Annotated in this window: 27 protein-coding genes; 11 read left to right on the forward strand and 16 right to left on the reverse strand. The window is 68.5% G+C overall.

Annotation, left to right across the window (positions count from 1 at the left end; translation table 11 throughout):
* Window positions 1-8 precede the first annotated feature (8 nt).
* Genes J2X21_RS06195 through J2X21_RS06205 form a run of 3 tightly spaced genes read right to left on the reverse strand, consistent with a single transcriptional unit; the run spans window position 9 to window position 3,402 of the window.
* Window positions 9-1,232 (reverse strand): class I SAM-dependent methyltransferase, encoded by a 1,224-nt coding sequence (locus J2X21_RS06195; RefSeq protein ID WP_310326210.1) that lies wholly within the window; start codon window positions 1,230-1,232, stop codon window positions 9-11.
* On the reverse strand, window positions 1,229-2,020 hold the full coding sequence (locus J2X21_RS06200) for a DUF1365 domain-containing protein (RefSeq protein WP_310326211.1): 792 nt from the start codon (window positions 2,018-2,020) through the stop codon (window positions 1,229-1,231). The genes J2X21_RS06195 and J2X21_RS06200 overlap by 4 nt, the downstream gene beginning before the upstream one ends.
* On the reverse strand, window positions 2,017-3,402 hold the full coding sequence (locus J2X21_RS06205; RefSeq protein WP_310326213.1) for an NAD(P)/FAD-dependent oxidoreductase: 1,386 nt from the start codon (window positions 3,400-3,402) through the stop codon (window positions 2,017-2,019). Before J2X21_RS06205 ends, J2X21_RS06200 begins: the two co-directional genes overlap by 4 nt.
* A 161-nt stretch (window positions 3,403-3,563) precedes the next feature.
* Here J2X21_RS06205 and J2X21_RS06210 point away from each other — a divergent pair, with 161 nt between their 5' ends.
* The 4 genes from J2X21_RS06210 to J2X21_RS06225 all read left to right on the forward strand — a co-directional run bounded on the left by J2X21_RS06210 (window position 3,564) and on the right by J2X21_RS06225 (window position 6,090).
* The gene (locus J2X21_RS06210) at window positions 3,564-4,151 is read left to right on the forward strand and encodes a sigma-70 family RNA polymerase sigma factor (protein WP_310326215.1); all 588 of its coding nucleotides are present in this window, start codon (window positions 3,564-3,566) and stop codon (window positions 4,149-4,151) included.
* 3 nt (window positions 4,152-4,154) lie between these two features.
* The gene (locus tag J2X21_RS06215; RefSeq protein ID WP_310326218.1) at window positions 4,155-4,835 is read left to right on the forward strand and encodes a ChrR family anti-sigma-E factor; all 681 of its coding nucleotides are present in this window, start codon (window positions 4,155-4,157) and stop codon (window positions 4,833-4,835) included.
* A gap of 96 nt (window positions 4,836-4,931) precedes the next feature.
* Window positions 4,932-5,414: a GreA/GreB family elongation factor gene (locus J2X21_RS06220; RefSeq protein WP_310326221.1), complete on the forward strand. Its 483-nt coding sequence runs from the start codon at window positions 4,932-4,934 to the stop codon at window positions 5,412-5,414.
* Window positions 5,407-6,090 (forward strand): glutathione S-transferase, encoded by a 684-nt coding sequence (locus tag J2X21_RS06225; protein ID WP_310326224.1) that lies wholly within the window; start codon window positions 5,407-5,409, stop codon window positions 6,088-6,090. Before J2X21_RS06220 ends, J2X21_RS06225 begins: the two co-directional genes overlap by 8 nt.
* A gap of 121 nt (window positions 6,091-6,211) precedes the next feature.
* On the opposite strand, the gene J2X21_RS06230 is transcribed toward J2X21_RS06225, so the two are convergent.
* Both J2X21_RS06230 and J2X21_RS06235 read right to left on the reverse strand, forming a co-directional pair.
* A complete protein-coding gene (locus J2X21_RS06230) occupies window positions 6,212-6,817 on the reverse strand; it encodes a hypothetical protein (RefSeq protein ID WP_310326226.1) in 606 nt (201 codons plus the stop codon).
* 36 nt (window positions 6,818-6,853) lie between these two features.
* Window positions 6,854-7,771 (reverse strand): AraC family transcriptional regulator, encoded by a 918-nt coding sequence (locus tag J2X21_RS06235; RefSeq protein WP_310326227.1) that lies wholly within the window; start codon window positions 7,769-7,771, stop codon window positions 6,854-6,856.
* Window positions 7,772-7,920: 149 nt separating this feature from the next.
* On the opposite strand from J2X21_RS06235, the gene J2X21_RS06240 reads away from it, so the two are divergent.
* Genes J2X21_RS06240 through J2X21_RS06260 form a run of 5 tightly spaced genes read left to right on the forward strand, consistent with a single transcriptional unit; the run spans window position 7,921 to window position 10,037 of the window.
* Complete coding sequence (locus tag J2X21_RS06240) at window positions 7,921-8,673, forward strand: SDR family NAD(P)-dependent oxidoreductase (RefSeq protein ID WP_310326229.1); 753 nt, start codon at window positions 7,921-7,923, stop codon at window positions 8,671-8,673.
* 21 nt (window positions 8,674-8,694) lie between these two features.
* Window positions 8,695-8,898, forward strand: coding sequence for a hypothetical protein (locus tag J2X21_RS06245; protein ID WP_310326232.1), 204 nt, complete (start codon window positions 8,695-8,697; stop codon window positions 8,896-8,898).
* Between the two features lie 17 nt (window positions 8,899-8,915).
* Window positions 8,916-9,317, forward strand: a complete 402-nt coding sequence (locus tag J2X21_RS06250) for a VOC family protein (RefSeq protein ID WP_310326235.1) — start codon at window positions 8,916-8,918, stop codon at window positions 9,315-9,317.
* Window positions 9,310-9,612, forward strand: a complete 303-nt coding sequence (locus tag J2X21_RS06255; protein WP_310326237.1) for a hypothetical protein — start codon at window positions 9,310-9,312, stop codon at window positions 9,610-9,612. Before J2X21_RS06250 ends, J2X21_RS06255 begins: the two co-directional genes overlap by 8 nt.
* Window positions 9,613-9,644: 32 nt before the next feature.
* Window positions 9,645-10,037: a VOC family protein gene (locus tag J2X21_RS06260; protein WP_310326241.1), complete on the forward strand. Its 393-nt coding sequence runs from the start codon at window positions 9,645-9,647 to the stop codon at window positions 10,035-10,037.
* Between the two features lie 96 nt (window positions 10,038-10,133).
* Here J2X21_RS06260 and J2X21_RS06265 read toward each other — a convergent pair whose 3' ends face one another.
* From J2X21_RS06265 to J2X21_RS06285, 5 genes are all read right to left on the reverse strand, one after another.
* Complete coding sequence (locus J2X21_RS06265; RefSeq protein ID WP_310326243.1) at window positions 10,134-10,571, reverse strand: DUF2177 family protein; 438 nt, start codon at window positions 10,569-10,571, stop codon at window positions 10,134-10,136.
* A 12-nt stretch (window positions 10,572-10,583) separates the two neighbouring features.
* Window positions 10,584-11,183, reverse strand: coding sequence for a DUF6134 family protein (locus J2X21_RS06270; RefSeq protein WP_310326246.1), 600 nt, complete (start codon window positions 11,181-11,183; stop codon window positions 10,584-10,586).
* A complete protein-coding gene (locus J2X21_RS06275) occupies window positions 11,162-11,941 on the reverse strand; it encodes a DUF1295 domain-containing protein (RefSeq protein ID WP_310326248.1) in 780 nt (259 codons plus the stop codon). Before J2X21_RS06275 ends, J2X21_RS06270 begins: the two co-directional genes overlap by 22 nt.
* A gap of 6 nt (window positions 11,942-11,947) precedes the next feature.
* Window positions 11,948-12,994, reverse strand: coding sequence for an SAM-dependent methyltransferase (locus J2X21_RS06280; protein ID WP_310326250.1), 1,047 nt, complete (start codon window positions 12,992-12,994; stop codon window positions 11,948-11,950).
* A gap of 262 nt (window positions 12,995-13,256) precedes the next feature.
* The gene (locus J2X21_RS06285; protein ID WP_310326252.1) at window positions 13,257-14,561 is read right to left on the reverse strand and encodes an MFS transporter; all 1,305 of its coding nucleotides are present in this window, start codon (window positions 14,559-14,561) and stop codon (window positions 13,257-13,259) included.
* Between the two features lie 175 nt (window positions 14,562-14,736).
* On the opposite strand from J2X21_RS06285, the gene J2X21_RS06290 reads away from it, so the two are divergent.
* Window positions 14,737-15,297, forward strand: a complete 561-nt coding sequence (locus J2X21_RS06290) for a dihydrofolate reductase family protein (RefSeq protein ID WP_310326254.1) — start codon at window positions 14,737-14,739, stop codon at window positions 15,295-15,297.
* 213 nt (window positions 15,298-15,510) lie between these two features.
* Window positions 15,511-16,002 carry a Csu type fimbrial protein gene (locus tag J2X21_RS06295; protein WP_310326257.1) on the forward strand — a complete coding sequence of 164 codons (492 nt, stop codon included), beginning with the start codon at window positions 15,511-15,513 and terminating at the stop codon, window positions 16,000-16,002.
* Between the two features lie 104 nt (window positions 16,003-16,106).
* Here the strand turns inward: J2X21_RS06295 and J2X21_RS06300 are convergent, their stop codons facing one another.
* The 6 genes from J2X21_RS06300 to ligK form a co-directional block, all read right to left on the reverse strand.
* Window positions 16,107-17,093, reverse strand: a complete 987-nt coding sequence (locus tag J2X21_RS06300; protein WP_310326259.1) for an aldo/keto reductase — start codon at window positions 17,091-17,093, stop codon at window positions 16,107-16,109.
* Window positions 17,090-18,043 (reverse strand): Gfo/Idh/MocA family oxidoreductase, encoded by a 954-nt coding sequence (locus J2X21_RS06305; protein WP_310326261.1) that lies wholly within the window; start codon window positions 18,041-18,043, stop codon window positions 17,090-17,092. Before J2X21_RS06305 ends, J2X21_RS06300 begins: the two co-directional genes overlap by 4 nt.
* Complete coding sequence (locus tag J2X21_RS06310) at window positions 18,040-18,909, reverse strand: class III extradiol dioxygenase subunit beta (RefSeq protein ID WP_310326264.1); 870 nt, start codon at window positions 18,907-18,909, stop codon at window positions 18,040-18,042. The genes J2X21_RS06305 and J2X21_RS06310 overlap by 4 nt, the downstream gene beginning before the upstream one ends.
* A gap of 159 nt (window positions 18,910-19,068) precedes the next feature.
* Window positions 19,069-19,494 carry a protocatechuate 4,5-dioxygenase subunit alpha gene (gene ligA, locus J2X21_RS06315; protein ID WP_310326266.1) on the reverse strand — a complete coding sequence of 142 codons (426 nt, stop codon included), beginning with the start codon at window positions 19,492-19,494 and terminating at the stop codon, window positions 19,069-19,071.
* Window positions 19,494-20,408, reverse strand: a complete 915-nt coding sequence (locus tag J2X21_RS06320; protein WP_310326268.1) for an amidohydrolase family protein — start codon at window positions 20,406-20,408, stop codon at window positions 19,494-19,496. Before J2X21_RS06320 ends, ligA begins: the two co-directional genes overlap by 1 nt.
* Before the next feature lies 1 nt (window position 20,409).
* Window positions 20,410-21,093 (reverse strand): 4-carboxy-4-hydroxy-2-oxoadipate aldolase/oxaloacetate decarboxylase, encoded by a 684-nt coding sequence (ligK, locus tag J2X21_RS06325; RefSeq protein ID WP_310326269.1) that lies wholly within the window; start codon window positions 21,091-21,093, stop codon window positions 20,410-20,412.
* Window position 21,094 lies beyond the last annotated feature (1 nt).

The raw sequence follows: 21,094 nt of genomic DNA on the forward strand, positions 1-21,094 counted from the left end.
GGCCGGCCTCATCCGAGGCGGTACAGGCCCACGTCGATGCGGCCGTCCAGGAAGCCAGCCTCGCAGTAGCTGAGGTAGTAGGTCCACAGCCGCTTGAAGGCCTCGTCAAACCCCTGCGCCTCGATGGCTGGCCATTCCGCCAGGAAGCGGCGCCGCCATTCGGCCAGCGTCAACGCATAGCCCCGGCCGAAGCGGGCCTCGGTGCTGAACGAGAGCCCGGCCCGCTGTGCCTCGCGCGCCATGCGCTCGGGCGTGGGCAGCATGCCGCCGGGGAAGATGCAGCGCTGGATGAAGTCAGGGTTGTCGCGGTAATGCTGGAAGTGGGCCTCGTCGATGGTGATGGCCTGCAGCACCGCCACGCCGCCGGGCGCCAGCCGCTCGCGCAGAGCCGCGAAGTAGGTGGGCCAGTAGGCCTCGCCCACGGCCTCGATCATCTCGATGGAGACGATGCGGTCGAAGCGCCCCTCCACGTCGCGGTAGTCCTGCAGCCGCAGGTCCACGCGGTCGGCCACGCCCCATTGCGCGGCGCGCTCGCGGGCGAAGGCCAGTTGTTCGGTGGACAGCGTCACGCCCACCACCTCCACGCCGCAGCGCTGCGCCAGCGTTGCCGCCAGCGTGCCCCAGCCGCAGCCGATCTCCAGCACGCGCATGCCGGGCCGCAGGTCCAGCAGCTGCGCGATGCGGTCCAGGCGCTGCGCCTGCGCGGCTTCCAGCGTGTCGCCTTCGTTCTCGAACAGCGCGCTGGAGTACAGCATCGTGTGGTCCAGCCAGCGCGCGTAGAAGGCATTGCCCAGGTCGTAGTGGAAGGCGATGTTGTGCCGGCTGCCGCGCCGCGTGTTCGCGCGGGCGCGATGGAACAGCTGCGCCAGCCAGCGCGCCGGGCCGCGCGCGTCGGTCACGCCGCCCAGCGCGGCCTCGTTGGCCAGGCCCAGCGACAGCAGCGCGGTCAGATCGGGGCTGCTCCAGTTGCCGTCGCGGTGCGAGAACGCCAGGCCCAGGTCGCCCTCCAGCAGCAGCCGCAGCAGCGCGCGCCAGCGGTGCAGTTGCAGTTGGGCCTGCGGGCCGGGCAGGGCGCCGGTGGCCCGCACCTGGCGGCCGTCGGGCAGCGTCAGTAAGAGTTCACCGGCGCGGATGCGCGACAGCAGGGTACGCAGCGGCGCATGGCGGGCGGCGAGCCGGTCGCCGGTCAGCGTGGCAGCGGGTAGAAGGTCGGGCGCGAGGGTGGTGGTCATGTCGGGTCGCCGCGGCGGATGACGGTCATGGGGTGGGCCGGTGCGGCCGGGCGGTCGTGCAGGCGCGCGCCCTTGATCCACAGGCGCAGCGCCTCCCAGTGGATGCCGGCGATGACCTTCAGCGTCAGCAGCGGGTGGGTGACGAAGGCGCGCAGCAGCTGGGCGTCGGTCAGCGGGCGGCGTTCGGCATCGAAGCGCGCGTTCAGCAGCGCGTCGCTGGCGTCGTCGTGCACGCTGATGCCCACGCCCAGGCGCTCGCCCGGCGGCGTGATGCGAAAACGGTAGTGCATGGCCATGCCCAGGAAGGGCGACACGTAGAGCTGCTTGTCGCAGCGCTGAGCGATGACGCCATCAGCGCTGTCGGCCGCCTCGTCCACCTCGATGAGGTAGCTGTGCCGCTCGCCGAAGGTGTTGTTGACTTCGTAGACGATGGCCTGCAGCCGGCCGTCCGGTGCATGGCAGAACCACAGGCTCAGCGGGTTGAATGCATAGCCCAGCACGCGGGGCATGGCCAGCAGCCGGATGGCGCCACCGGTGGGTAGGCCGGCCTCGCGCAGCCGCGCATCGACGTGGGCGCGCAGCCCGGCCACCGTTGCCGCGCTGCCGTCGCCATGGTCGGCGGGGCGGAAGCTGAACAGGTTGAAGCGGCCGATGGAGAACCAGCGCAGCCGCAGGCTCTCGATCTCGTCCAGGTCCAGCAGCAGCGAGAACACGCGGTAGCGCAGCCGGTGGCGCAGTGGCCGCAGCCGCTGGTGCATCACGGGGCCGGCGTACAGCGCGGAGTTCATGCAGCCACCGCAGGAGGCAGATGGATGCGCGCCGACTCGCCCGCCACCGTCCACGGCCGGCGGACGCCGCCCAGCGCCTCGGCGACGGCCAGGCCGGCCTGCAGGCCGTCCTCGTGGAAGCCCGAGCCGAAGTGGGCGCCGCAGAACCAGGTGTTCTGCTGGCCTTGCAGCGACCACAGCCGGCGTTGTGCGGCGATGGCCGAGGCATCGAAGCGGGGGTGCTCGTAGACCTCGGTGCGTATCAGGTATTCCGGCCGTGGCGGCTGGGCCGGGTTCAGCGTGACGAACAGCGGCTCCGCGTCGTTGCCCTGCGGCAGGTGCGGCTGCAGCCGGTTCATCCAGTAGGTGACGCTGGGCAGCACGTCGCCCTGGCGCCTGGCCAGATAGTTCCAGCTGGACCAGGCCGCGCGGCGGCGCGGCATCAGCGCCGGGTCGCGGTGCAGCACGGCGTGGTTGCGCGTGTAGCCGAAAGCGCCCAGCAGCCAGCGTTCGGCATCGCTGGGTTCGGCCAGCAGGCGCAGCGCCTGGTCGGCATGCGTCGCCAGCACGACATGGTCGAAGGCCTCGCTCCAGTCGCCGTGACCCACGCGCAGCCGCACGCCATCGGCGCCGCGCAGCACGGCGGTCACAGGATGCTCGCGGTGGATGCGATCGGCGAAGCCCTGCGTCAGCCGCTGAACGTACTCGCGACTGCCGCCGGTCACCGTGCGCCACACGGGCCGGCCGCTGACGCGCAGCAGGCCGTGGTTCTCGCAGAAGCGCACGAAGGCGGCCACCGGGTAGTCGCCGATGCGCTGGGCGCTGCACGACCAGATGGCCGCGCCCATGGGGTAGAGGTGGTCGTCGCGGAAGGCGCGGCCGTAGCCGCGGGCGTCCAGGTAGGCGTCCAGCGACTGGTCGCCGCTGGCGGCCGCGTCTCCGGGCGCCTCGCGGTAGAAGCGCAGCAGCTCGCGCAACATGGCCCAGAAGCGCGGCCGCAGCAGGTTGCTGCGCTGCGCGAACAAGCCGTTCAGGTCGGTGCCGGCGTACTCCAGCGCGCCGCCGTCCAGGCTGACGGCGAACGACATGTCGGACGGCCGCGTGGCCACGTCCAGGTGCTTGAACAGCGCCGTCAGGTTGGGATAGGCGGGCTCGTTGTAGACGATGAAGCCCGTGTCCACCGGCACCGTGGTAGCCATGCCATGGGACACGCAGGGCGCCATCACCGTGTGGCTGTGGCCGCCGATGCGGGCGTCGGCCTCGAACACGGTCACCTCATGCCGCTGCGACAGCAGCCAGGCGCAGGACAGGCCCGAAATGCCGCTGCCCACGACGGCGACGCGCAGCCGGCGGTCGGCACCTTCGAGGGGTGGCTGGCTGTCTCGGGCGGCGGACTGTGGCATGGTCATTCCTGGCGGTTTGCGGTTTGTACGCGGCCGGGCCGACTTTGGATCGCTTCGGGGCGATGATCCATGCGGCTGCTGTTTGCGTAGAAGGGTGCATGGGCTTCCCCCGACCTTCTTCTGTGCACAACGATGCGGCCATCCTGCCCGTGGGAGCCCACTTGTCCGTTGTTCCGCTGAACCCCGACCGCGCCGCCGCGCCGCCTGACCCCGACTGGGCGTCGGATCTGCTGCGCGTCGCCGAAAGCCAGGACCGGGCCGCCTTCGGCCGGTTGTTCCTGCATTTCGCGCCGCGGCTCAAGAGCTGGCTGATGCGCACCGGCAGCACCGACGAGCAGGCCGAGGAGCTGGCCCAGGAGGCGCTCGTGACCGTGTGGCGCAAGGCCGCGCTGTTCAACCCCGCGCAGGCGGCCGTGTCGACCTGGATCTTCACGATCGCCCGCAACCTGCGCGTGGACGCCGCGCGGCGGCGCCAGCTGGACGGCGCGGGCGACGAGTGTTTCGAGTTCGACCTGCTGGCTGCCGAGCAGCCTGGCAGCGGCGAGCAACTGGACGCGACGCGGCTGGCCGCGCGCGTGCGCGAGGCGCTGCACCAGCTGCCGCCCGAGCAGGCGCAGGTGCTGCGCCTGTCTTATTACGACGATGAACCGCATGCGCGCATCGCGGCCGAGCTGGGCATCCCGCTGGGCACCGTGAAGTCGCGCATGCGCCTGGCCGTGCAGCATCTACGCCGGCTGCTGGACCTGTGAACCTTGACTGAAGTACCGACCATGGAGCCGCTGGACATCCGCCACCATCCCGCCGACGACCTGCTGCTGGACCATGCCAGCGGCGCGCTGTCGGCCGGCATGCGCGCCGTGGTGGCGACTCATCTCGAACTGTGCCCGGCCTGCCAGGCCCAGGTGGCCGCGCTGCGCGCGGTGGGCGGCACGCTGCTGGACGACGAGCCCGCCGCGGACATGCGCGACGACGCGCTGGCCCGGGTGCTGGCCCGCATCGATTCGCCAGCCGATCCGGCCGCACCGCGCAAGGCCAACCCGCCGCCGCCGCTGCCGGCCGGCGCCGTGTGGCCGCGCGCGCTGCGCGACGCCAGCGCCACCCGCTGGCGCTGGCTGGGCCCCGGCATGCGCTGGAGCCGCGTGACGCTGCCCGACGCGCCCGAGGCCAACGTGTTCCTGCTGCGCATTGGCCCCGGCAAGTACCTGCCGCCACACACGCACACTGGTACCGAGCTGACGCAGATCATCTACGGCCGCTTCCACGACGGCCGGGCGCTGTTCGGTCCCGGCGACTTCGACCTCGCCGACGGCGCCGTGCATCACCAGCCGGTGGTACAGGACGGCAGCGAGTGCATCTGCGTGGCGGCCGTGGACGGCAAGCTCGCGTTCGACGGTCTGATTGCGCGCTGGTTCGGCTCGCTGGTCGCCATGTAGACCGAAGGGCCGCTCAGACGGCCGGGGCGGCATTGAGAGCCAGGAGGCCCTTGATAATCAAGAGGCCCCGCTGGTTCGAGACGCCCATCTTTCATCATGGATAAATTCTTGCTGCAACAGCAGGTGCTGGAACGGCTCGCCGAAGACCTGCTTCAAGCCGAACAGGGCGCGCGGACGGCGCATGAAACGGCGACTCACGAAGAGAACATCGCCGAGAACAAATACGACACCTTGGGCCTCGAGGCCTCCTACCTCGCCACCGGCCAGGCGCGCCGCGCCGAAGCCATCCGCCAGGCGATCGCCAATTGGCGCCAGTTCCGCCCACGCGCCTACGACGCCAGCCAAGGCATACAGATCGGCGCATTGGTCTGCCTGGTTGATGCCGATGACAGGCAGCAACAGCTCTTTCTCGGCCCGGATGGGGGCAGCATGAAGTTGGTGAGCGGCGCTCAGACCGTCCAGGTCATCAGCAGCGAAGCGCCGTTGTGCAGGGCCATGCTGGGCAAATGCGAGGGTGATGAGGTGACATTGCAGGTCGCGCCAGGCAGGCAGCAATTTGAGGTGCTGTGGGTTGACTGAGCTGACACCGAGCGCGCTGCACCCGCCCCAGAGACCACCGCTGCCGCTGCTTTACACCTTTCGGCGCTGCCCGTACGCGATGCGCGCACGGATGGCGCTGCTGCAAGCGGGTCGGGACTTCGAGGCGGTGGAGGTCAGCTTGCGTGACAAGCCGGCCAGCTTGCTGGCCTTGTCGCCCAAGGCCACGGTGCCCGTGCTGCAGTTGCCCGATGGCCGCGTGATCGACGAGAGCTGGGACATCATGCGCTGGGCATTGGCGGCGCCCGACGCGCAGGGCTGGTGGGCGCGGGCACAGTCGCCCGCGAATCTCGATCTGCTGCAGCGCAATGACGGCGACTTCAAACATCACCTGGACCGCTGGAAGTACCCCCAGCGCTACGCGGGTGAGACCCTCACGCCGGACGCCCACCGCAACAGCGCAGTGGAGGTGTTCCTGCGGCCGCTGGAGGCGCGACTGCACAGAGCGCCCTTCCTGGGCGGCGCCACCCCTTGCGCCACGGATCTGGCGGTGAATCCCTTCGTCCGCCAATTCGCCTCGGTGGATCCGGGATGGTTTTCAATGCTGAACCTGCCCTCGGTGCAGGCGTGGCTGAAAGGCTGGCTCGCCAACCCGCTGTTCGCCGCTTGCATGGTCAAGTTGCCTGCGGAAGGTGCGAGTCGCTTTCCTCCGCTCTGACGCTGGCTTGGTTGTCGATAACCTGAAGCCGATATTGCCCGGCGACCGGCGGCTCTGCAGCGGGACCGGTCCTTCGAATTGATGAACTCGACGTCGAAAAGCGGTCGCTCAACGTGCAAGCTCACGCGCGACTTCCCCCGGCATAGCGAAGCAGCTCCTCGTCGGATGACAACGACGGCAAGGTCGCGGCGCATTTGGTTTGGGCCGCCGAGGTCGAGTCGTTCAGTACGCGGCATCGGTCCCTGATTTCCTGCTCGGCGGCAGCGATTGGGCACGCCTTACGAGCAACGCTCAGCCATCGGCGCCCTGCCGCTAGTGCTTCCTCGTGAGAGTCACAGTAGTCGGTCATGCCGAAGTGCGCTGTGAAGACTTCCAGCCAATTGTTGGGCGTGTACGGATAGCGCGTGGCGGGGACAACGTCGAGGAATGCAGCTCTGCAACGCTCCGCATCCTCAGCGATGCCCTGCCGAGGTTGGTGCGCACGATATGCGGCAGCTACCGCTACTTGGACCGCTTTGGTCCAGCGGGCGATTTCACCTGTGTAGGTTCCGCCCCAGAGGGCGTGCACACCGCCAGCTCGCTCGAATGCGTCCTTCGCCGCGAGAACCTGATGGGCACCACCAAGTTCGGCCTCCAATGCTTGCTGGGCGGCTTCCAAGGCCCGCGGCGGCACGAGGGGTCCGTATGGGCTGATCGCGAAGTAGAGAGCGAACTGCTGGCTGCTCACAGGCTTCTCCCGATCTTGCTGGCCAATCGGCAACGGTCATTCGCTCGCCAGCGATTGCCCGAAGCTCAGCCTGCGTGCTTGGATGCTGGACATGAGCCTGATGGCATCCTTGGCGGGGGGCAGGCCGAACGCACGGCCGTATTCCCGGCTGAACTGCGTCGGGCTCTCGTATCCCACCTCGTACGCAACGGAGGTGACGTTTTGCCCCGCTGTCACCAAGAGCTTGCGAGCCTGCAGCAGGCGCAGCTGCTTCTGGTACTGCAAAGGGCTCAGCGACGTGACCGCCTTGAAGTGCCTGTGGAAGGCTGACGCGCTCATCGCCGCCTCTTCAGCCAGTTTCTCAACCGCCAGCGGCTGCGCAAACTCGCGGCGGATGCGCTGAATGACCTTGTTGACGCGGGCAAGCGCTGAGTCCGGCGTCGCGATGTCGCACAGCATCCAGCCCATGGGCCCCTGCAACACCCGGTAGAGGATTTCGCGTTCGAAGGCTGGCGCCAGAGCGGGAATGTCGGCGGGTCTGTCCATCAGTCGCAGCATGCGCACCCAGGCGTCCAGCAACTCAGGGGTCACGGGCGCGACGGAAAAGCCTTGTTCGGCTGCAGCAGGCGCTGGTTCGGGCAGCGTTGACAAGAAATCCGCCAAGACGGCCGCATTCAGCGTCAACGCGACCGCCAGATAGGGCGAGCCATCTGCGGCCGGCCTCACGACGCCCGCTGCAGGCAAGTCGACCGACATGACGAAGTAGGTGGCAGGGTCGTAGTCCAACGCCTGCTCGCCGACCGTCAGTGTCTTTCCTCCCTGCAGGATGAGATTGACCATCGGGTCATAAACAGCGGCCAGCTCGTGCTCCGGGATGCTGCCCTGGACCATGAACACGCGCGGAATACCGGTCTGAGTAGGGCGGTTCTCGGCGCGACTGGCCAAGGCCCGCAGTTCATCGAGTTGCTGCTGCATGACGCCATTGGAAACCGTTCCAACGGTTCAAGCAGTACGTAAATGCCACAGACAGGAATAGGCAGGAATCGAGCAGGAACCGTTGCGACCAGAAAAGGGCGCGTCCCTATCGTTCAGTCACCCCAACCACTGAGCTTTAGGAGCCTGAAATGAGCAACAGCAAAGTCATCGTCATCACTGGCGGCAGCCGCGGTATCGGCGCCAAGACGGCCTTGGAAATGGCCCGCCGCGGCTTCGGCGTCATCCTCACTTACAACGCCAACCCCGATACCGCTCATGCCGTGGTGCACGACATCGAGAAGCGCGGAGGCAGGGCCGTCGCGCTGCGGCTGGACGTCGCCGATACGTCCAGCTTCGCCGCCTTCCGCGCCGAAGTCGAGCAGGCGCTGGCCACCACTTGGAACACCACGAACCTGGCTGGCCTGGTCAACAACGCAGGGTACGGCTTGTTCCAGCCCATCGCTGCCGTCACCGAGGCTCAGTTCGATGGCCTCTTCAACGTCCACCTCAAGGGCCCCTTCTTCCTGACGCAGACGCTGCTGCCGCTGCTGCGCAAGGGTTCGGGCATCGTGAACGTGACCAGCGCTACCACCCGCGTTGCCACCGCCGGCGTGGCGCCCTATGCCTCGTTCAAGGGTGGTCTGCAGGTGCTCACGCGCTACATGGCCAAGGAGTTTGGCGAGCAGGGTATCCGCGTCAACTCTGTGTCGCCCGGCCCCATCCGCACCGAGCTGGGCGGCGGCCTCAACGACGAGTTCGAAGCGCTGCTGTCGTCCCAGACGGCCCTGGGCCGCGTTGGCGAGCCGGAGGAAGTCGCCCGCGCAATCGCGTCGCTGCTGACCGAGGACAGCGGCTGGATCAACGCTCAGGACATCGAGGTGTCCGGCGGCTACGTGATCTGACCACCGGTGGGAGCGCACGCCATGTTTCTGAATCCATCCAACACTTTGCCGCTCAAGCTCATCGCAGGCGCGCTGCTGGCACTGGCTGTGACTGCGCTGGAAGCCTGGCTGCGCGTCCCCATCGGGCCGCTGCTCGACGGCTATCTGCAAGACGCCGCTTCGCGCGTCACCGGCCTGCTGCGCCGCCTTCCTACTCGCACGTTCATCCCGGAGGCCCTGTGCTAGACCATGTGTTCTTGTCGGTGAGTGATACCGACCGCGCCATTCACTTCTACACCCATGCGCTCAAGCCGCTGGGCATCGTCAACCGGCTTGACTACGACCGGCGCGACGGCCCGCCAGGCCACCCCGACCTCAAGGGCTTCGGCGCCAACGGACGGATGTTCTTCTGGCTACGCCGAGGTGAGGTGGACGCACGCGCGGCCCACGTCGGTTTCGTGGCCGGCAGCCGGGCTGCAGTCGATGCGGCCTACGCAGCAGCGATGGCCGCCGGCGCTACCGACAACGGAGCTCCGGGCGCTCGCCTGCACTACGACCCTCGCTACTACGCCGCCAACGTTCTGGATCCCGACGGGTACAGCCTCGAGTTTGTCTACAAGCCCTGGCAGCACGCCAGCGTCTCCGAAGAGAACCATCATGAGTGAAGCCATGGAGATAACGACCTTCCAGTTGGTGAAAGGCAAGACGATCAAGGACTTCATCGCCGCGAACGTTGACGTCGATGCGTGGCTCCAGAAGCAGCCTGGCTTCATCTTGCGGCGCATCTGCGAAGGCCGGGACGGCTGGGTCATCGACATGCTGCTGTGGAAGTCTGCCCGCGACGGGCAGCGTGCGGCCGCCGGAATCATGACCGAGCTGTCAGGCTCGCCTGTTCACGCTGCCATCGACCAGTCCACCGTGGACTGGACCATCCAGACGTGCCGGCATCGCCTGGGCTGATCTGCGTTCTATCCGAGACTAAGGAAACTGCAATGGCTGCTCTGGATCACATCGAGTTCGCGGTCAGGGACTCAAGCGTCTCCCTGGCCTTCTACAAGGCGGCGTTGAGACCGCTCGACATGACCGTCGTCGTGGCCCTGGGACCAACCGAAGCCAGAACTGGCTCCCGCTATGGCCTTGGCGCCGATGGCTGCCCGCGCCTCTGGATTCATGATGGAAAGGAAGGCGGCGTCGGCATGCACGTTGCGTTCTCGGCGGTGAAGAGAGCGCAGGTGGACGCGTTCTGGAAAGCTGCCGTCGCTACTGGCGGCGTGGATAACGGCGCGCCAGGTGTGCGGACGCGGTATCACGACCACTACTACGCCGCCTATGTGCTCGACCCGGATGGCAACAACATCGAAGTAGTCTGCCAAATGCCAGCATAGGCCTAGTCAGTGCGACTCCGGTGGTCAGCCAAAGCTGAAACGTCGCAAAGCGGCCGTTTGCCAACTTCAGCCTTCAGCCTAAAGCCGGCACGCTCATCAGCCCTCCCGAGACCAGGGCAGGAACTTCAATGTCACCGCCGCAGCGGCCCCGCTGGACACGCCGCTGACGGTGCCGCCCCAGGCCAGGTCGATCAGCGTCAGCGACCACGGCCAGCCTTGCAGCGTGGCCTGGTTGGTGAAGTCGTAGGCGCCGTAGGCCATCAGGCCCAGCAGCGCGCCGCGGCCCAGCGCCGCGAGCGGGCGGCCCGAGGCCAGCGCCGGCTGCACGGCGAAGTACACCAGCCCGGCGAAGTAGAAGACGTAGAACAGCGTGGCGGCCGTCCAGTCCACCGTGGGCGCCATCAGGTGGCCGATGGCGGGGCGGTAGAGCGTGGCGGTGGCGGTGCTGAGCCAGAGCGCGTCCATTGCGAGGAACACCAGCGCGGTCACGGCGTAGGCCAGCGGCCACTGCCAGCGGGGTGAGGTGGTGGTCATGCAGGCTCCAGGTCAGTTCAGTCGGTAGGTCAGCAGCCGGTCGCCCTTGACGCGGGCGTCCAGGCCAATCCAGGCACCGTCAGTTTTACGTAGCCACAGCGTGAGGTTCTGCTTGCCGGTGGTGCTGGTGGCGGTCAGCCGCCAGCGCGTGGCCGGCACCTCGCGGCCATTCACGGCCAGCGCGGCGTCTGGCATGCGTTCGAAGCGGGCGTCTTCGACCAGGCCGGTCTGCGGGTTCAGCAGCCGGGTCTGCGTGTGCAGCTGCGGGTGCCAGTAGGCGAAGCCCATCAGGCAGCCGTCGCCTGGCTCGCGCTTCACGTCGGCCTTGACCGGCTTGCCGTCGTCGTCGGTGCTGGACTTCAGCTGGGCCAGGCAGTCGCCCTGCCAGCGTTCGTGCGCCTCGTGGCGGTAGCGGAACAGCGTCAGGCCCAGCAGCTTCACGTCGAACCGTGCTTGGCTGTGCACCTCGCGCGTGGCTTCGGCGCCGCTGACGACGAAGCGGTGCGAACCTATGGGCTTGCCGTCCAGCGCGACAGCGAAGTCCCAGGTCTGCGCCTGCACGGCGCCGCAGGCCGCCAGCAGCAGAACGATCAGGCGCGACGCGGCGGCCATGGGATGAAGGCGCTGGTGCGCGCGATGTAGTCGGCGTAGGCGGGGCGGCGTTCGGCGATGTCCTGCTCCAGCAGCGCCACGCCGGACACGCGCAGCAGCAGCACCGTCATCAGCAACGGCGACACCAGGCACCAGGCATTCGCCCAGCCGCCGCCGGCCAGGCCCATCAGGCCCAGGCCCCACCAGACGCAGGCCTCGCCGAAGTAGTTGGGGTGGCGGGAGTAGCGCCACAGGCCGCGGTCCATCACGCGACCCTGGTTGGCGGCATCGCGCTTGAAGCGAGCCAGCTGCGCATCGGCGATGGCCTCGGTCAGCAGGCCGGCCAGCGCCAGCGCGGCGCCCAGACTGTCCCACAGGCTCCACGGCGGGCCGCCGGCCGCCGCCAGCACGGGCCAGCTGACCGTCCAGCCCAGCACCGCCTGCAGGCCGAACACCAGCCACAGGCTCTTCAGCTCGAAGTTGGGCTGGTTGCGCGCGCGTATGGCTTGGTAGCGGCGGTCCTCGCCGTGTCCCCAGTTGCGCCGGCTCACATAGAAGGTGAGCCGCAGCGCCCAGGCCAGCAGCAGCGTCAACATGACCATGAGGCGCGCGTCGGCGCCGAGCATCAGCACGTACAGCGCGGCTGGCACGGCGATGAAGCTGGCCCAGACGCGGTCGGCCAGGCTGGCATCGCGCAGCGGCACGCTGACGGCCCAGGTGGGCACGGCGATGGCGACGGCCAGCGCGAGGCCCCAGGTGGCGGCTTGAAACGTGTACATCGCGGGTCAGCGCGGCGCGAACAGGTAGTGGCTGACCCACCATTGCTGGCCGCGGTCGTAGGCGAACAGCTCTTCCACCGACAGCAGGAACAGCCGCCAGCGCTGCCACCACATGGGCGCCTGTGCCTTGCCGTACACCGCCTCGAACATCGGCATCAGCTCGGCGCGGCGCGCGTCCAGCCGCTGCAGCCACGCGGCGGCGGTGCGGGCGTAGTGGCGGCCGTCCCAGCGCCAGCGCTGCTGCAGGGCCAGCGAGTCCTGGCACAGCAGCGCGAGGTCGTCGCTGGGCATCATGCCGCCGGAGAAGAAGTGGCGGCTCATCCAGTCGCTGGCGTCACGCACCTCAAAGGCATAGGGCGCCTCGCGGTGGGCAAACACATGCATGAAGAACAGGCCGCCGGGCGCCAGCCAGCCGGCCACGCGCTCGAAGGCCTGCGGCCAGTTGCGCAGGTGCTCGAACATCTCCACCGACACGACGCGGTCGAAGCGCAGCGCGGTGTCGAAGGCGTTGAAGTCGCAGGTCTGCACCTGCAGGTTGCGCAGCCCGCGCGTGGCGGCCTGGGCCTCGATGTACTCGCGCTGGGACGCCGAGTTGGAGATGGCTAGGATCTGCGAGTTCGGGAAGTGCGTGGCCATCCACAGGCTCAGCGAGCCCCAGCCGCAGCCCAGCTCCAGGATACGCTGGCCGTCCGCCAGTCGGGCGCGGGAGGCGGTCTCGGCCAGCGCGGCTTCCTCGGCCTGTTCCAGCGTGTTCACGCCTTCGGGCCACCAGCAACTGCTGTACTTGCGCTGCGGCCCCAGCATCGCGCCGAACAGCTCGGGCGGCAGTTCGTAGTGCTGCTCGTTGGCCTTCTCGGGCAGCAGCGCCAGCGGCGCGGCTCGCAACGAGGCCAGGAAGCGCTGGGTCAGTTCGGCGGCGGTTTCGCCATCGCCGTGGCGCAGCTCCTGCAGGCGCTGGCGTAGCAGGTGGCGTATGCCCAGCCGCAGCGCGACATCGGGGAGCAGGCCGGCTTCGGCGAGCCGGAGGGCGGTGGAGCTGTCATCGCTGGCCATGGGGTGTGCGCGTTGAGCCTGGGTGGCCCTGTTACGCAGATCGGCCGCGCTTGGATCAGCGCAGAACGAAGAAGGCCCGATGCGTTGGCATCGGGCCTATGTCGGTCTGCCTGTAGAGCAACTTCTTCAATTGCCACTCGGCTCGCGACAGAACAAATCTAGGCGCGCCGGCGCAGGGCCGCCAGGTAATGCAGGCCGCGGCGACGAGTAGGCAGGGGCCTACAACGCGCTGTTGCCAGCCGCGGCGGCGGGCGCTTGGGTGTCAGGGGCGGGGATGGACGCTGTCGCGCCGGGCCAGGTCCGGGAAGAGCCTGAACCACAGTGCCACCACGGCCAGCACGCCAAAGCCGCCCAGCAGCACCGAACCTACCGGGCCCAGCAGCGCGGCGGTGGCGCCCGATTCGAACTCGCCCAGCTGATTGCTGGCGCCGATGAACACCGAGTTCACGGCGCCGACGCGGCCGCGCATCTCGTCGGGCGTTTCCAGCTGCACCAGCGACTGGCGGATGACCACGCTGACCATGTCGGCCGCACCACTGATGGCCAGAACGGCGAAGGCGACCCAGAACGAGGTGGTCAGAGCAAAGCCGATCATTGCCAGACCGAACACGCCCACGGCGCCCAGCAGCCAGCGGCCGGCGCGGCGTGCGATGGGGTGACGTGCCAGCCACAGGCCCACCACCAGCGCGCCCGCGGCCGGCGCCGCGCGCAGCAGGCCCAGGCCCTCGGGGCCGGTGTGCAGGATGTCTTTCGCGAAGATGGGCAGCAGCGCGGTGGCACCGCCCAGCAGCACGGCGAACAGGTCCAGCGAGATGGCCCCCAGCACGACCGGCCGCTGCCAGATGAAGCGCAGGCCGGCGGTCACTTCCGTCCACCCCGGCGCGGCCCGGCGGGCGGCGACGGCGCGCGGCGCAATGCCCAGCACCGCGACGATGGATGCCGCCAGCATCAGCAGCGACACCGTGTAGACGCCGGCCGCGCCCCAATGCGCCGCATCGGCCGCCGTGGGCGCGGCGGTGTGGCCCAGCTGCCGGCTCAGCCACGGCCCCAGCGCGTACAGCGCGCCGCCCAGCGCAGGTCCGCCGATGATGGCCGTCTGCATCGTCGAGCTGGCCGCGGCGACCGCTCGCGGCAGCAGCACGGCCGGTACCAGGCTGGGCATCAGCGCCTGCTGCGCCGGCATCTGCAGCGCACGCGCCATGCCCAGCAGCACCGACAGCGACAGAATCAGCCCCGACCCCACCCACGCGCCCGCGCTGCCCAGTGCCAGCACGGCGGCCACCACGCTTTGCAGCGTGAGGCTGGCGGCCAGCAGCAGGCGGCGGTCGCGTTGGTCCACCAGGTGGCCGGCGGGCAGCGTCAGCAGCAGCGCGGGCAGGAACTGCGCGAGACCCACCAGGCCCAGGTCCCAGGCGCTGCCGGTCAGGTCGTACATCTGCCAGCCCAGCGCCACCATCAGCATCTGGTTGGCCGCCCCACCGCTCACACGGGCGGCCAGCAGGCGCAGGTAGTCGCGTTGCTCGCGCAGCTTCGGCGTGGCTGCTACCAAGGGTTCCGGCGTGCTCATCGCGGCGCAGTCTAAGGCGCTGCTGGTTGGTGAACCGGGGGGAGCGGTCCGCCAGGAACTACATTGGCAGCCATTCAAGAAACCGTGAAGCGTCGCCCGTCTTTCGAAGGATGAACTCCGCGAAGCCGCTGGCGTTCCGGTTCTTCATGTCAAACGTCAGCCGGAGACTCTCCTCATGGGACTTCTGACCTTCTGCATCAATGTCACCCTGGACGGCTGTGTCGACCACGAGGAAGGCATTGCCGACGACGAGACGCATGCCTTCTTCACCCGGCTGATGGACGAGGCCGGGGCGATGCTGTGGGGGCGCGTGACCTATGAAATGATGGAGGGCTACTGGCCCCTGGTGGCGCGCGGCGAGGTGGACGCGCCGGCTACCCAGCGCGAGTGGGCGGTCAAGCTGCAGGCCAAACCCAAGTACGTGGCGTCCACGACGCGGCAGGACTTTCCGTGGGCTCACAGCCATCACCTGGCCGGCGACCTGCGAACGGCGGTGCAGCAGCTGAAGGACGCAACGCCGGCCGGCGTGCTGCTGGGCAGCGGCAAGCTGGCCAACGAGCTGGACAGGCTGGACCTGATCGACGAGTACCGCTTTCTCGTCCACCCGAGGATCGCCGGCCATGGCCCGACGCTGTATCAGGGCGGGCTGCCGGCCACGCGCCGTCTGGCGCTGGTGTCGGCGACGCCGCTGCGCAGCGGCGCAGTCGCCATGCACTACCGGCGCGAATGTGATTAGTCACCTGACCCCGGGGAATCGGCTCTGGATGTGAAGGGTTTGGCGGTCAGATGGCTTTGTAGGCAATCTCCCTACACGCGCTTCCTGAAATGGCGGCGGCCACGTGCCGCCTTGTCCGCCTGTTAGACGGACGGCCCAGCGACGAAGATTTGCTCCGTTAGCACACGGACTCTGATCCACGTGCTCCAGCAACTTCTGTCAGGGAGATTGAAGATGAAAAAGCTGAATGTTCTCGCCGCGCTGCTGCTGCCCGTGCTGGCCCAAGCCGGCACCGCCGGCAACAGCTTCCAGGTCACCGCCACCGTCACCAGCGCCTGCACGGTGTCGGGCACGACGCTGAACTTCGGCTCCGCCATCGACCCCCTGGCCACCGCCACGCCGCTGGACGCGACGTCCACGCTGAGCGTGACCTGCACCAACACCACGCCCTACACCGTGGCGCTGAACGCCGGCGCCAACGCCGGCGGCGCGTCCAACTTCGGCTCCCGCACGATGAAGAGCGGCAGCAACACGCTGGCCTACCAGCTCTACGTCGACGCCGGCCGCTCCTCCGTCTGGGGCGACGGCACCTCCAGCAGCAGCACCTCGGCCGGCACCGGCACGGGCAGCGCCCAGACCCTGACCATCTACGGCCGCCTGCCGTCGTTGGCGGGTGTCGTTCCCGGCGCCTACACCGACACCGTGACCGTCACGGTCAGCTACTGAGCGGAGGCGGACATGCTGCGCATCTTTCAACAGCTGGGTGTGTACTTCCTGCTGACCCTGTGGAGCTATGCGGTGCAGGCCGCCGAGTCGACACCCGTCGACGTTCAGAATTCTTCGGTATCGATCTCCGCCTGCGTGGCCGAGCTGTAACGCGCGCCGCGCACGGTGCGCTGGTTGATCAGCGCATCCAGACGCTGCAGCGTGGTGGCGTTCAGCGCCAGCAGCGGTGCCAGCGCAAGGTCCCGCACATGCTCGGGACGGGACGTGCCCGGGATGGGCACGATGTCGTCGCCCTGATGCAGCAGCCAGGCCAGCGCCAGCGTGGCGGGCGCGCAGCCCAGCGTCAGCGCCTCCTGGCAGAACACGTCCAGCAGACCCAGGTTGGCCGCAAACAGCTCCGGCGAGAAGCGCGGCATTGCGCGGCGGATGTCCTTGGGCTCCAGCGTGTGCACGCTGCGCAGCTTGCCGCCCAGGAAGCCCCGGCCCAGCGGACTGAAGGCCACGAACGCGGTGCCCAGCTCGCGGCAGGCCTGCAGCACGGCGATCTCGGGGTTGCGGGTCCACAGCGAGTATTCGCTCTGCAAGGCGGCGATGGGGTGCACCGCGTGCGCGCGGCGCAGCGTGGCGGCCGACACCTCCGACAGGCCCAGCGCGCGCAGCTTGCCCGCCTGCACCAGCCCGGCCATCGCGCCCACGCTGTCCTCGATGGGCACGGCCGGGTCCAGGCGGTGCAGATAGAGCAGGTCGATGACGTCCGTCTTCAGCCGCTTCAGGCTGGCCTCGACGCTGGCGCGCAGCGTCTCGGGCCGGCCGTCGATGACGCGCTGGCCGTTGACGCCTTGCATGCCGCACTTGCTGGTCAGCACGATGCGCTCGCGGTGCACGGCCAGCACATCGCCCACCAGTTCCTCGTTGCTGCCGAAGCCGTACAGCGCCGCGGTGTCGAACAGCGTGATGCCCTGGTCCAGCGCGCCGAGCAGCACGGCGGCAGCGGTCTGGCGCGACGGCGGCACGCCATAGGCATGGCTGAGGTTCATGCAGCCCAGGCCGACGGCCGAGACCTCGAAGGGGCCGATGCGCCGAGTCTTCATGCCAGTTGCTGTTCCAGCTGGTGCAGCACGCGGTAGCAGGGCAGCACCTGCGCCACGCTGCCGTTGGGCTCGCGGCCCTCGCGGATGGCGGCGAAGAACTCGCGGTCCTGCAGCTCGATGCCGTTCATGGACACGTCCACGGCCGACACGTCGATCTTCTCCTCCTTGCCGTTGACGAGGTCGTCATAGCGGGCGATGTAGGTACCCGTGTCGCCGATGTAGCGGAAGAAGGTGCCCAGCGGGCCGTCGTTGTTGAAGGACAGGCTCAGCGTGCAGATCGCGCCGTTGGCGGCCTTGAGCTGGATGCTCATGTCCATCGCGATGCCCAGCGTCGGGTGGATGGGGCCCTGGATCGCATTCGCCTGCACGACCGGGCTGCCCGCCTGATAGGCGAACAGGTCCACCGTGTGCGCGGCGTGGTGCCACAGCAGGTGGTCGGTCCAGCTGCGCGGCTGGCCCAGCGCGTTCATGTTGGTGCGGCGGAAGAAATAGGTTTGCACATCCATCTGCTGGATGTTGAATTCGCCGGCGGCGATCTTCTGGTGCACCCACTGGTGGCTGGGGTTGAAGCGGCGCGTGTGACCGCACATCGCAACCAGGCCCGACTGTTGTGCCACCTTCACGACTTCTTCGCCGTCGGCCAGCACGTCGCACAGCGGGATCTCCACCTGCACATGCTTGCCGGCCTTCAGGCAGTCCAGCGTCTGGCTGGCGTGCATCTGCGTGGGTGTGCACAGGATGACGGCGTCGACCTCGGGCAGCGCCAGCGCGTCGGCGAGTTCCGTCGTCACATGCTTGATGCCGTACTTGGCGGCGACCTCTTGCGTCTTGTCCAGGTCACGGCTGATCAGCGACACGACTTCGACGCCTTCGATGTTCTTGATGCCGTCCAGATGCTTGATGCCGAAGGCGCCGGCGCCGGCCAAGGCGACGCGGATGGTCTTGCTCATTTCGAGTTCTCCAGGATGAGGTGGCCGACCGCCGTGTTCGACGCAGGCACGTGATAGAAGCGATGCGCGACCTTGGGCGCCGCACCGCCGTTGATGTCGGCCATCGCGCCGCGGGCGATCAGCCACATGACCAGCTCTATGCCTTCGGAGCCGGCCTCGCGCACGTAGTCGTCGTGCGGTGTGCGGGACAGGGCATCCGGGTCGGTGATGAGGCGGTCCAGGAAGCGGTTGTCCCATTCGCGGTTGATGAGGCCGGCGCGCGGGCCCTGCAGCTGGTGGCTCATGCCGCCGGTGCCCCAGATCTGCACGTTCAGGTCGGGCCCGTAGGACTCGACGGCGCGGCGTATCGCCTGGCCCAGCATGAAGCAGCGCCGGCCCGACGGCACCGGGTATTGCACGACATTGACCGCGAACGGGATGACCGTGCAAGGCCACGCGCCTCGCACCGGGTCGGGCTGGCCGCACATCAGCGACAGCGGCACGGTGAGGCCGTGGTCCACGTCCATCTTGTTGACGATGGTGAGGTCGAAGTCGTCCTGGATGACGCTGTGCGCGATGTGCGAGGCGAGGTCGGGGTGGCCGATGACGGTGGGCACCGGGCGCGGGCCCCAGCCTTCGTCGGCCGGCTGGAAGCGCTCGCCGGTGCCGATGGCGAAGGTGGGAATCAGGTCCAGGCTGAAGGCCGTCGCGTGGTCGTTGTAGACCAGGAAGACGACGTCGGGGCGGTTCTCGGCGAACCAGCGCTTGGAGAAGTCGTAGCCGGCGAACAGCGGCTGCCAGTAGGGCTCGGTGGTCCTGCCGAGGTCCAGCGCCGCGCCGATGGCGGGCACGTGGGACGTGTAGACGGATGCGGTGATGCGGGCCATGTCAGTTGTCCATGTGTCTTGCGGGCCGAGCGCCGGGCCGCTCCCAAGCCGGCCCGCGCCGGCGATGTGCGCGCGGCTCAATGCCGCAAGCATCGCCGTCCCCGCGGGGGACCGACCGGACTCGCTCGCGTTCAGCGACGCGAGTTTGGGCGAGGGGCTTCATTTCTTGCCTTGGGGCTGGCGGTGCGCCTGCGCATCGCCGTCTTCGCCGATGCGGCGGTTGCCCTCCACGGAGCGGCCGCCGGCGATCATCATGTCGCGGTACTCGGCCTCGGTCATGCCGGTCATGCTGCCGGCCATTTGCTGGAAGCTGCGGCCGTCGGTCGCGCCTATCTTGGCCAGGAAATAGATGTTGCCGCCCAGGCGTATGCACTCGTTGAGGTCGCGCGCCAGCACGGCCGCCTTCTGCGCGTCGGTCATGGGCCATTCGTCGAGGTAGGCGCGCTCGTCCGCCTTGAAGCGGGCGCGGTTGTCGGCCTTCATCAGCGACATGCAGAACTGGTTCAGCCAGTAGCCCTTGCGGGATTGCTCGGCGTCGAAGATGGTGGTCCCCGGAATGTCTTGGTAGGGCTTGTCGAGCGGCATCAGCTCTCCTCGGGCCAGTAGAGGCGCATGGGGTTGTCGACCAGCAGCTTGCGTTGAAGCTCGGGCGTGGGCGCGATTTGCAGGATGAAGTCCACCAGCAGGCCGTCGTCGGGCATGTGGTCCTTGAGGTTGGGGTGGGGCCAGTCGGTGCCCCACAGCACGCGGTCGGGGAACTCCTCGACGACGCGGCGGGCGAAGGGCACCACGTCACGATACGCGTTCTGCTCGCCGTCCAGCGCGCGCGGGCCGGTGACGGACAGGCGCTCGGGGCAGCTGACCTTGCTCCACACGTTGGGGTGCTCGCGCATGAATTTCAGGAACAGCTGGAACTCGGGGCCGTCCACCGGCTTGCTCACGTCGGGCCGGCCCATGTGGTCGACGACGACCGTGGTGGGCAGCGCGGTGAAGAAGTCCCACAGCTCGGGCAGGTCGACCGCCTCGAAGTAGATGACGACATGCCAGCCCAGCTTGGCGATGCGGCCGGCGATCTCCATCAGCTCGTCCTTGGGCGTGAAGTCCACGAGCCGCTTGACGAAGTTGAAGCGCACGCCGCGAACGCCGGCGTCGTGCAGCTCTTGCAACTCGGCGTCGCTGATGCTGCGCCTGACCGTGGCCACGCCGCGCGCCTTGCCGCCGGAGGCCTTGCAGGCATCGACCATGGCGCGGTTGTCGGCGCCATGGCAGGTGGCCTGCACGATGACGTTGCGCGCAAAGCCGAGGTGGTCGCGCAGCGCGAACAGCTGCTGCTTGCTGGCGTCACACGGCGTGTACTTGCGCTCGGGCGCGAACGGGAACTGCGCGCCGGGACCGAACACGTGGCAGTGCGCGTCCACGGCGCCGGCCGGCACCTGGAAGCGGGGTTGGCTGGGGCCCGCGTACCAGTCCAGCCAACCGGGGGTCTTGGTGAATTCCATATCAGTCGATGTAGCGCAGGCCGGCCTTTTCGAGCGGCTCGCGCATCTTGTACATGTCCAGCCCCAGCACGCCCGCGGCGAGTCTGGCGCGCTTCTCGCCCTCGAAACTCTCGCGCTTGGTGGCGGCCTCCAGCGTCTCGACGGCCCGCGCGGCCGGCACGCAGACGACGCCGTCGTCGTCGGCGACGATGACGTCACCCGGCGTGACCAGCATGCCGGCGCAGACGACGGGGATGTTCACCGAGCCTATCGTGGCCTTGATCGTGCCCTTGCTGCTGATGCACTTGCTCCAGACCGGGAAGCCCATCTCGTGCAGCGTCTTCACGTCGCGCACGCCGGCGTCGATGACCAGCGCACGGGCGCCGCGCGCCTGGAAGGACGTGGCCAGCAGGTCGCCGAAGTAGCCGTCCGTGCACTCGGCCGTGATGGCGGCGACGACGATGTCGCCGGGGTGGATCTGCTCGGCCGCGACATGCATCATCCAGTTGTCGCCCGGGTGCAGCAGCACGGTGACGGCGGTGCCGGACACCTGCGCGCCCGGGTAGATCGGCCGCATATAGGGCTTGAGCAGACCCACCCGGCCCATGGCCTCGTGGACGGTGGCGGACCCCAGCGCGGCCAGGCCGTCGGCGGCCGTGCGGTCGGCGCGCTGGATGTTGCGGTAGACGACGCCCAGTTCGTACATG

It is taken from the genome of Roseateles asaccharophilus, assembly GCF_031458115.1.
Taxonomy (GTDB): domain Bacteria; phylum Pseudomonadota; class Gammaproteobacteria; order Burkholderiales; family Burkholderiaceae_C; genus Pelomonas; species Pelomonas asaccharophilus_A.

What these genes read in the sequence shown, in the direction of transcription:
- J2X21_RS06195 (WP_310326210.1), bottom strand. Translation starts at nt 1,232, where the DNA reads ATGACCACCACCCTCGCGCCCGACCTTCTACCCGCTGCCACGCTGACC.
- J2X21_RS06200 (WP_310326211.1), bottom strand. Translation starts at nt 2,020, where the DNA reads ATGAACTCCGCGCTGTACGCCGGCCCCGTGATGCACCAGCGGCTGCGG.
- J2X21_RS06205 (WP_310326213.1), bottom strand. Translation starts at nt 3,402, where the DNA reads ATGCCACAGTCCGCCGCCCGAGACAGCCAGCCACCCCTCGAAGGTGCC.
- J2X21_RS06220 (WP_310326221.1), top strand. Translation starts at nt 4,932, where the DNA reads ATGGATAAATTCTTGCTGCAACAGCAGGTGCTGGAACGGCTCGCCGAA.
- J2X21_RS06235 (WP_310326227.1), bottom strand. Translation starts at nt 7,771, where the DNA reads ATGCAGCAGCAACTCGATGAACTGCGGGCCTTGGCCAGTCGCGCCGAG.
- J2X21_RS06240 (WP_310326229.1), top strand. Translation starts at nt 7,921, where the DNA reads ATGAGCAACAGCAAAGTCATCGTCATCACTGGCGGCAGCCGCGGTATC.
- J2X21_RS06245 (WP_310326232.1), top strand. Translation starts at nt 8,695, where the DNA reads ATGTTTCTGAATCCATCCAACACTTTGCCGCTCAAGCTCATCGCAGGC.
- J2X21_RS06255 (WP_310326237.1), top strand. Translation starts at nt 9,310, where the DNA reads ATGAGTGAAGCCATGGAGATAACGACCTTCCAGTTGGTGAAAGGCAAG.
- J2X21_RS06260 (WP_310326241.1), top strand. Translation starts at nt 9,645, where the DNA reads ATGGCTGCTCTGGATCACATCGAGTTCGCGGTCAGGGACTCAAGCGTC.
- J2X21_RS06265 (WP_310326243.1), bottom strand. Translation starts at nt 10,571, where the DNA reads ATGACCACCACCTCACCCCGCTGGCAGTGGCCGCTGGCCTACGCCGTG.
- J2X21_RS06270 (WP_310326246.1), bottom strand. Translation starts at nt 11,183, where the DNA reads ATGGCCGCCGCGTCGCGCCTGATCGTTCTGCTGCTGGCGGCCTGCGGC.
- J2X21_RS06275 (WP_310326248.1), bottom strand. Translation starts at nt 11,941, where the DNA reads ATGTACACGTTTCAAGCCGCCACCTGGGGCCTCGCGCTGGCCGTCGCC.
- J2X21_RS06280 (WP_310326250.1), bottom strand. Translation starts at nt 12,994, where the DNA reads ATGGCCAGCGATGACAGCTCCACCGCCCTCCGGCTCGCCGAAGCCGGC.
- J2X21_RS06285 (WP_310326252.1), bottom strand. Translation starts at nt 14,561, where the DNA reads ATGAGCACGCCGGAACCCTTGGTAGCAGCCACGCCGAAGCTGCGCGAG.
- J2X21_RS06290 (WP_310326254.1), top strand. Translation starts at nt 14,737, where the DNA reads ATGGGACTTCTGACCTTCTGCATCAATGTCACCCTGGACGGCTGTGTC.
- J2X21_RS06295 (WP_310326257.1), top strand. Translation starts at nt 15,511, where the DNA reads ATGAAAAAGCTGAATGTTCTCGCCGCGCTGCTGCTGCCCGTGCTGGCC.
- J2X21_RS06300 (WP_310326259.1), bottom strand. Translation starts at nt 17,093, where the DNA reads ATGAAGACTCGGCGCATCGGCCCCTTCGAGGTCTCGGCCGTCGGCCTG.
- J2X21_RS06305 (WP_310326261.1), bottom strand. Translation starts at nt 18,043, where the DNA reads ATGAGCAAGACCATCCGCGTCGCCTTGGCCGGCGCCGGCGCCTTCGGC.
- J2X21_RS06310 (WP_310326264.1), bottom strand. Translation starts at nt 18,909, where the DNA reads ATGGCCCGCATCACCGCATCCGTCTACACGTCCCACGTGCCCGCCATC.
- ligA (WP_310326266.1), bottom strand. Translation starts at nt 19,494, where the DNA reads ATGCCGCTCGACAAGCCCTACCAAGACATTCCGGGGACCACCATCTTC.
- J2X21_RS06320 (WP_310326268.1), bottom strand. Translation starts at nt 20,408, where the DNA reads ATGGAATTCACCAAGACCCCCGGTTGGCTGGACTGGTACGCGGGCCCC.
- ligK (WP_310326269.1), bottom strand. Translation starts at nt 21,093, where the DNA reads ATGTACGAACTGGGCGTCGTCTACCGCAACATCCAGCGCGCCGACCGC.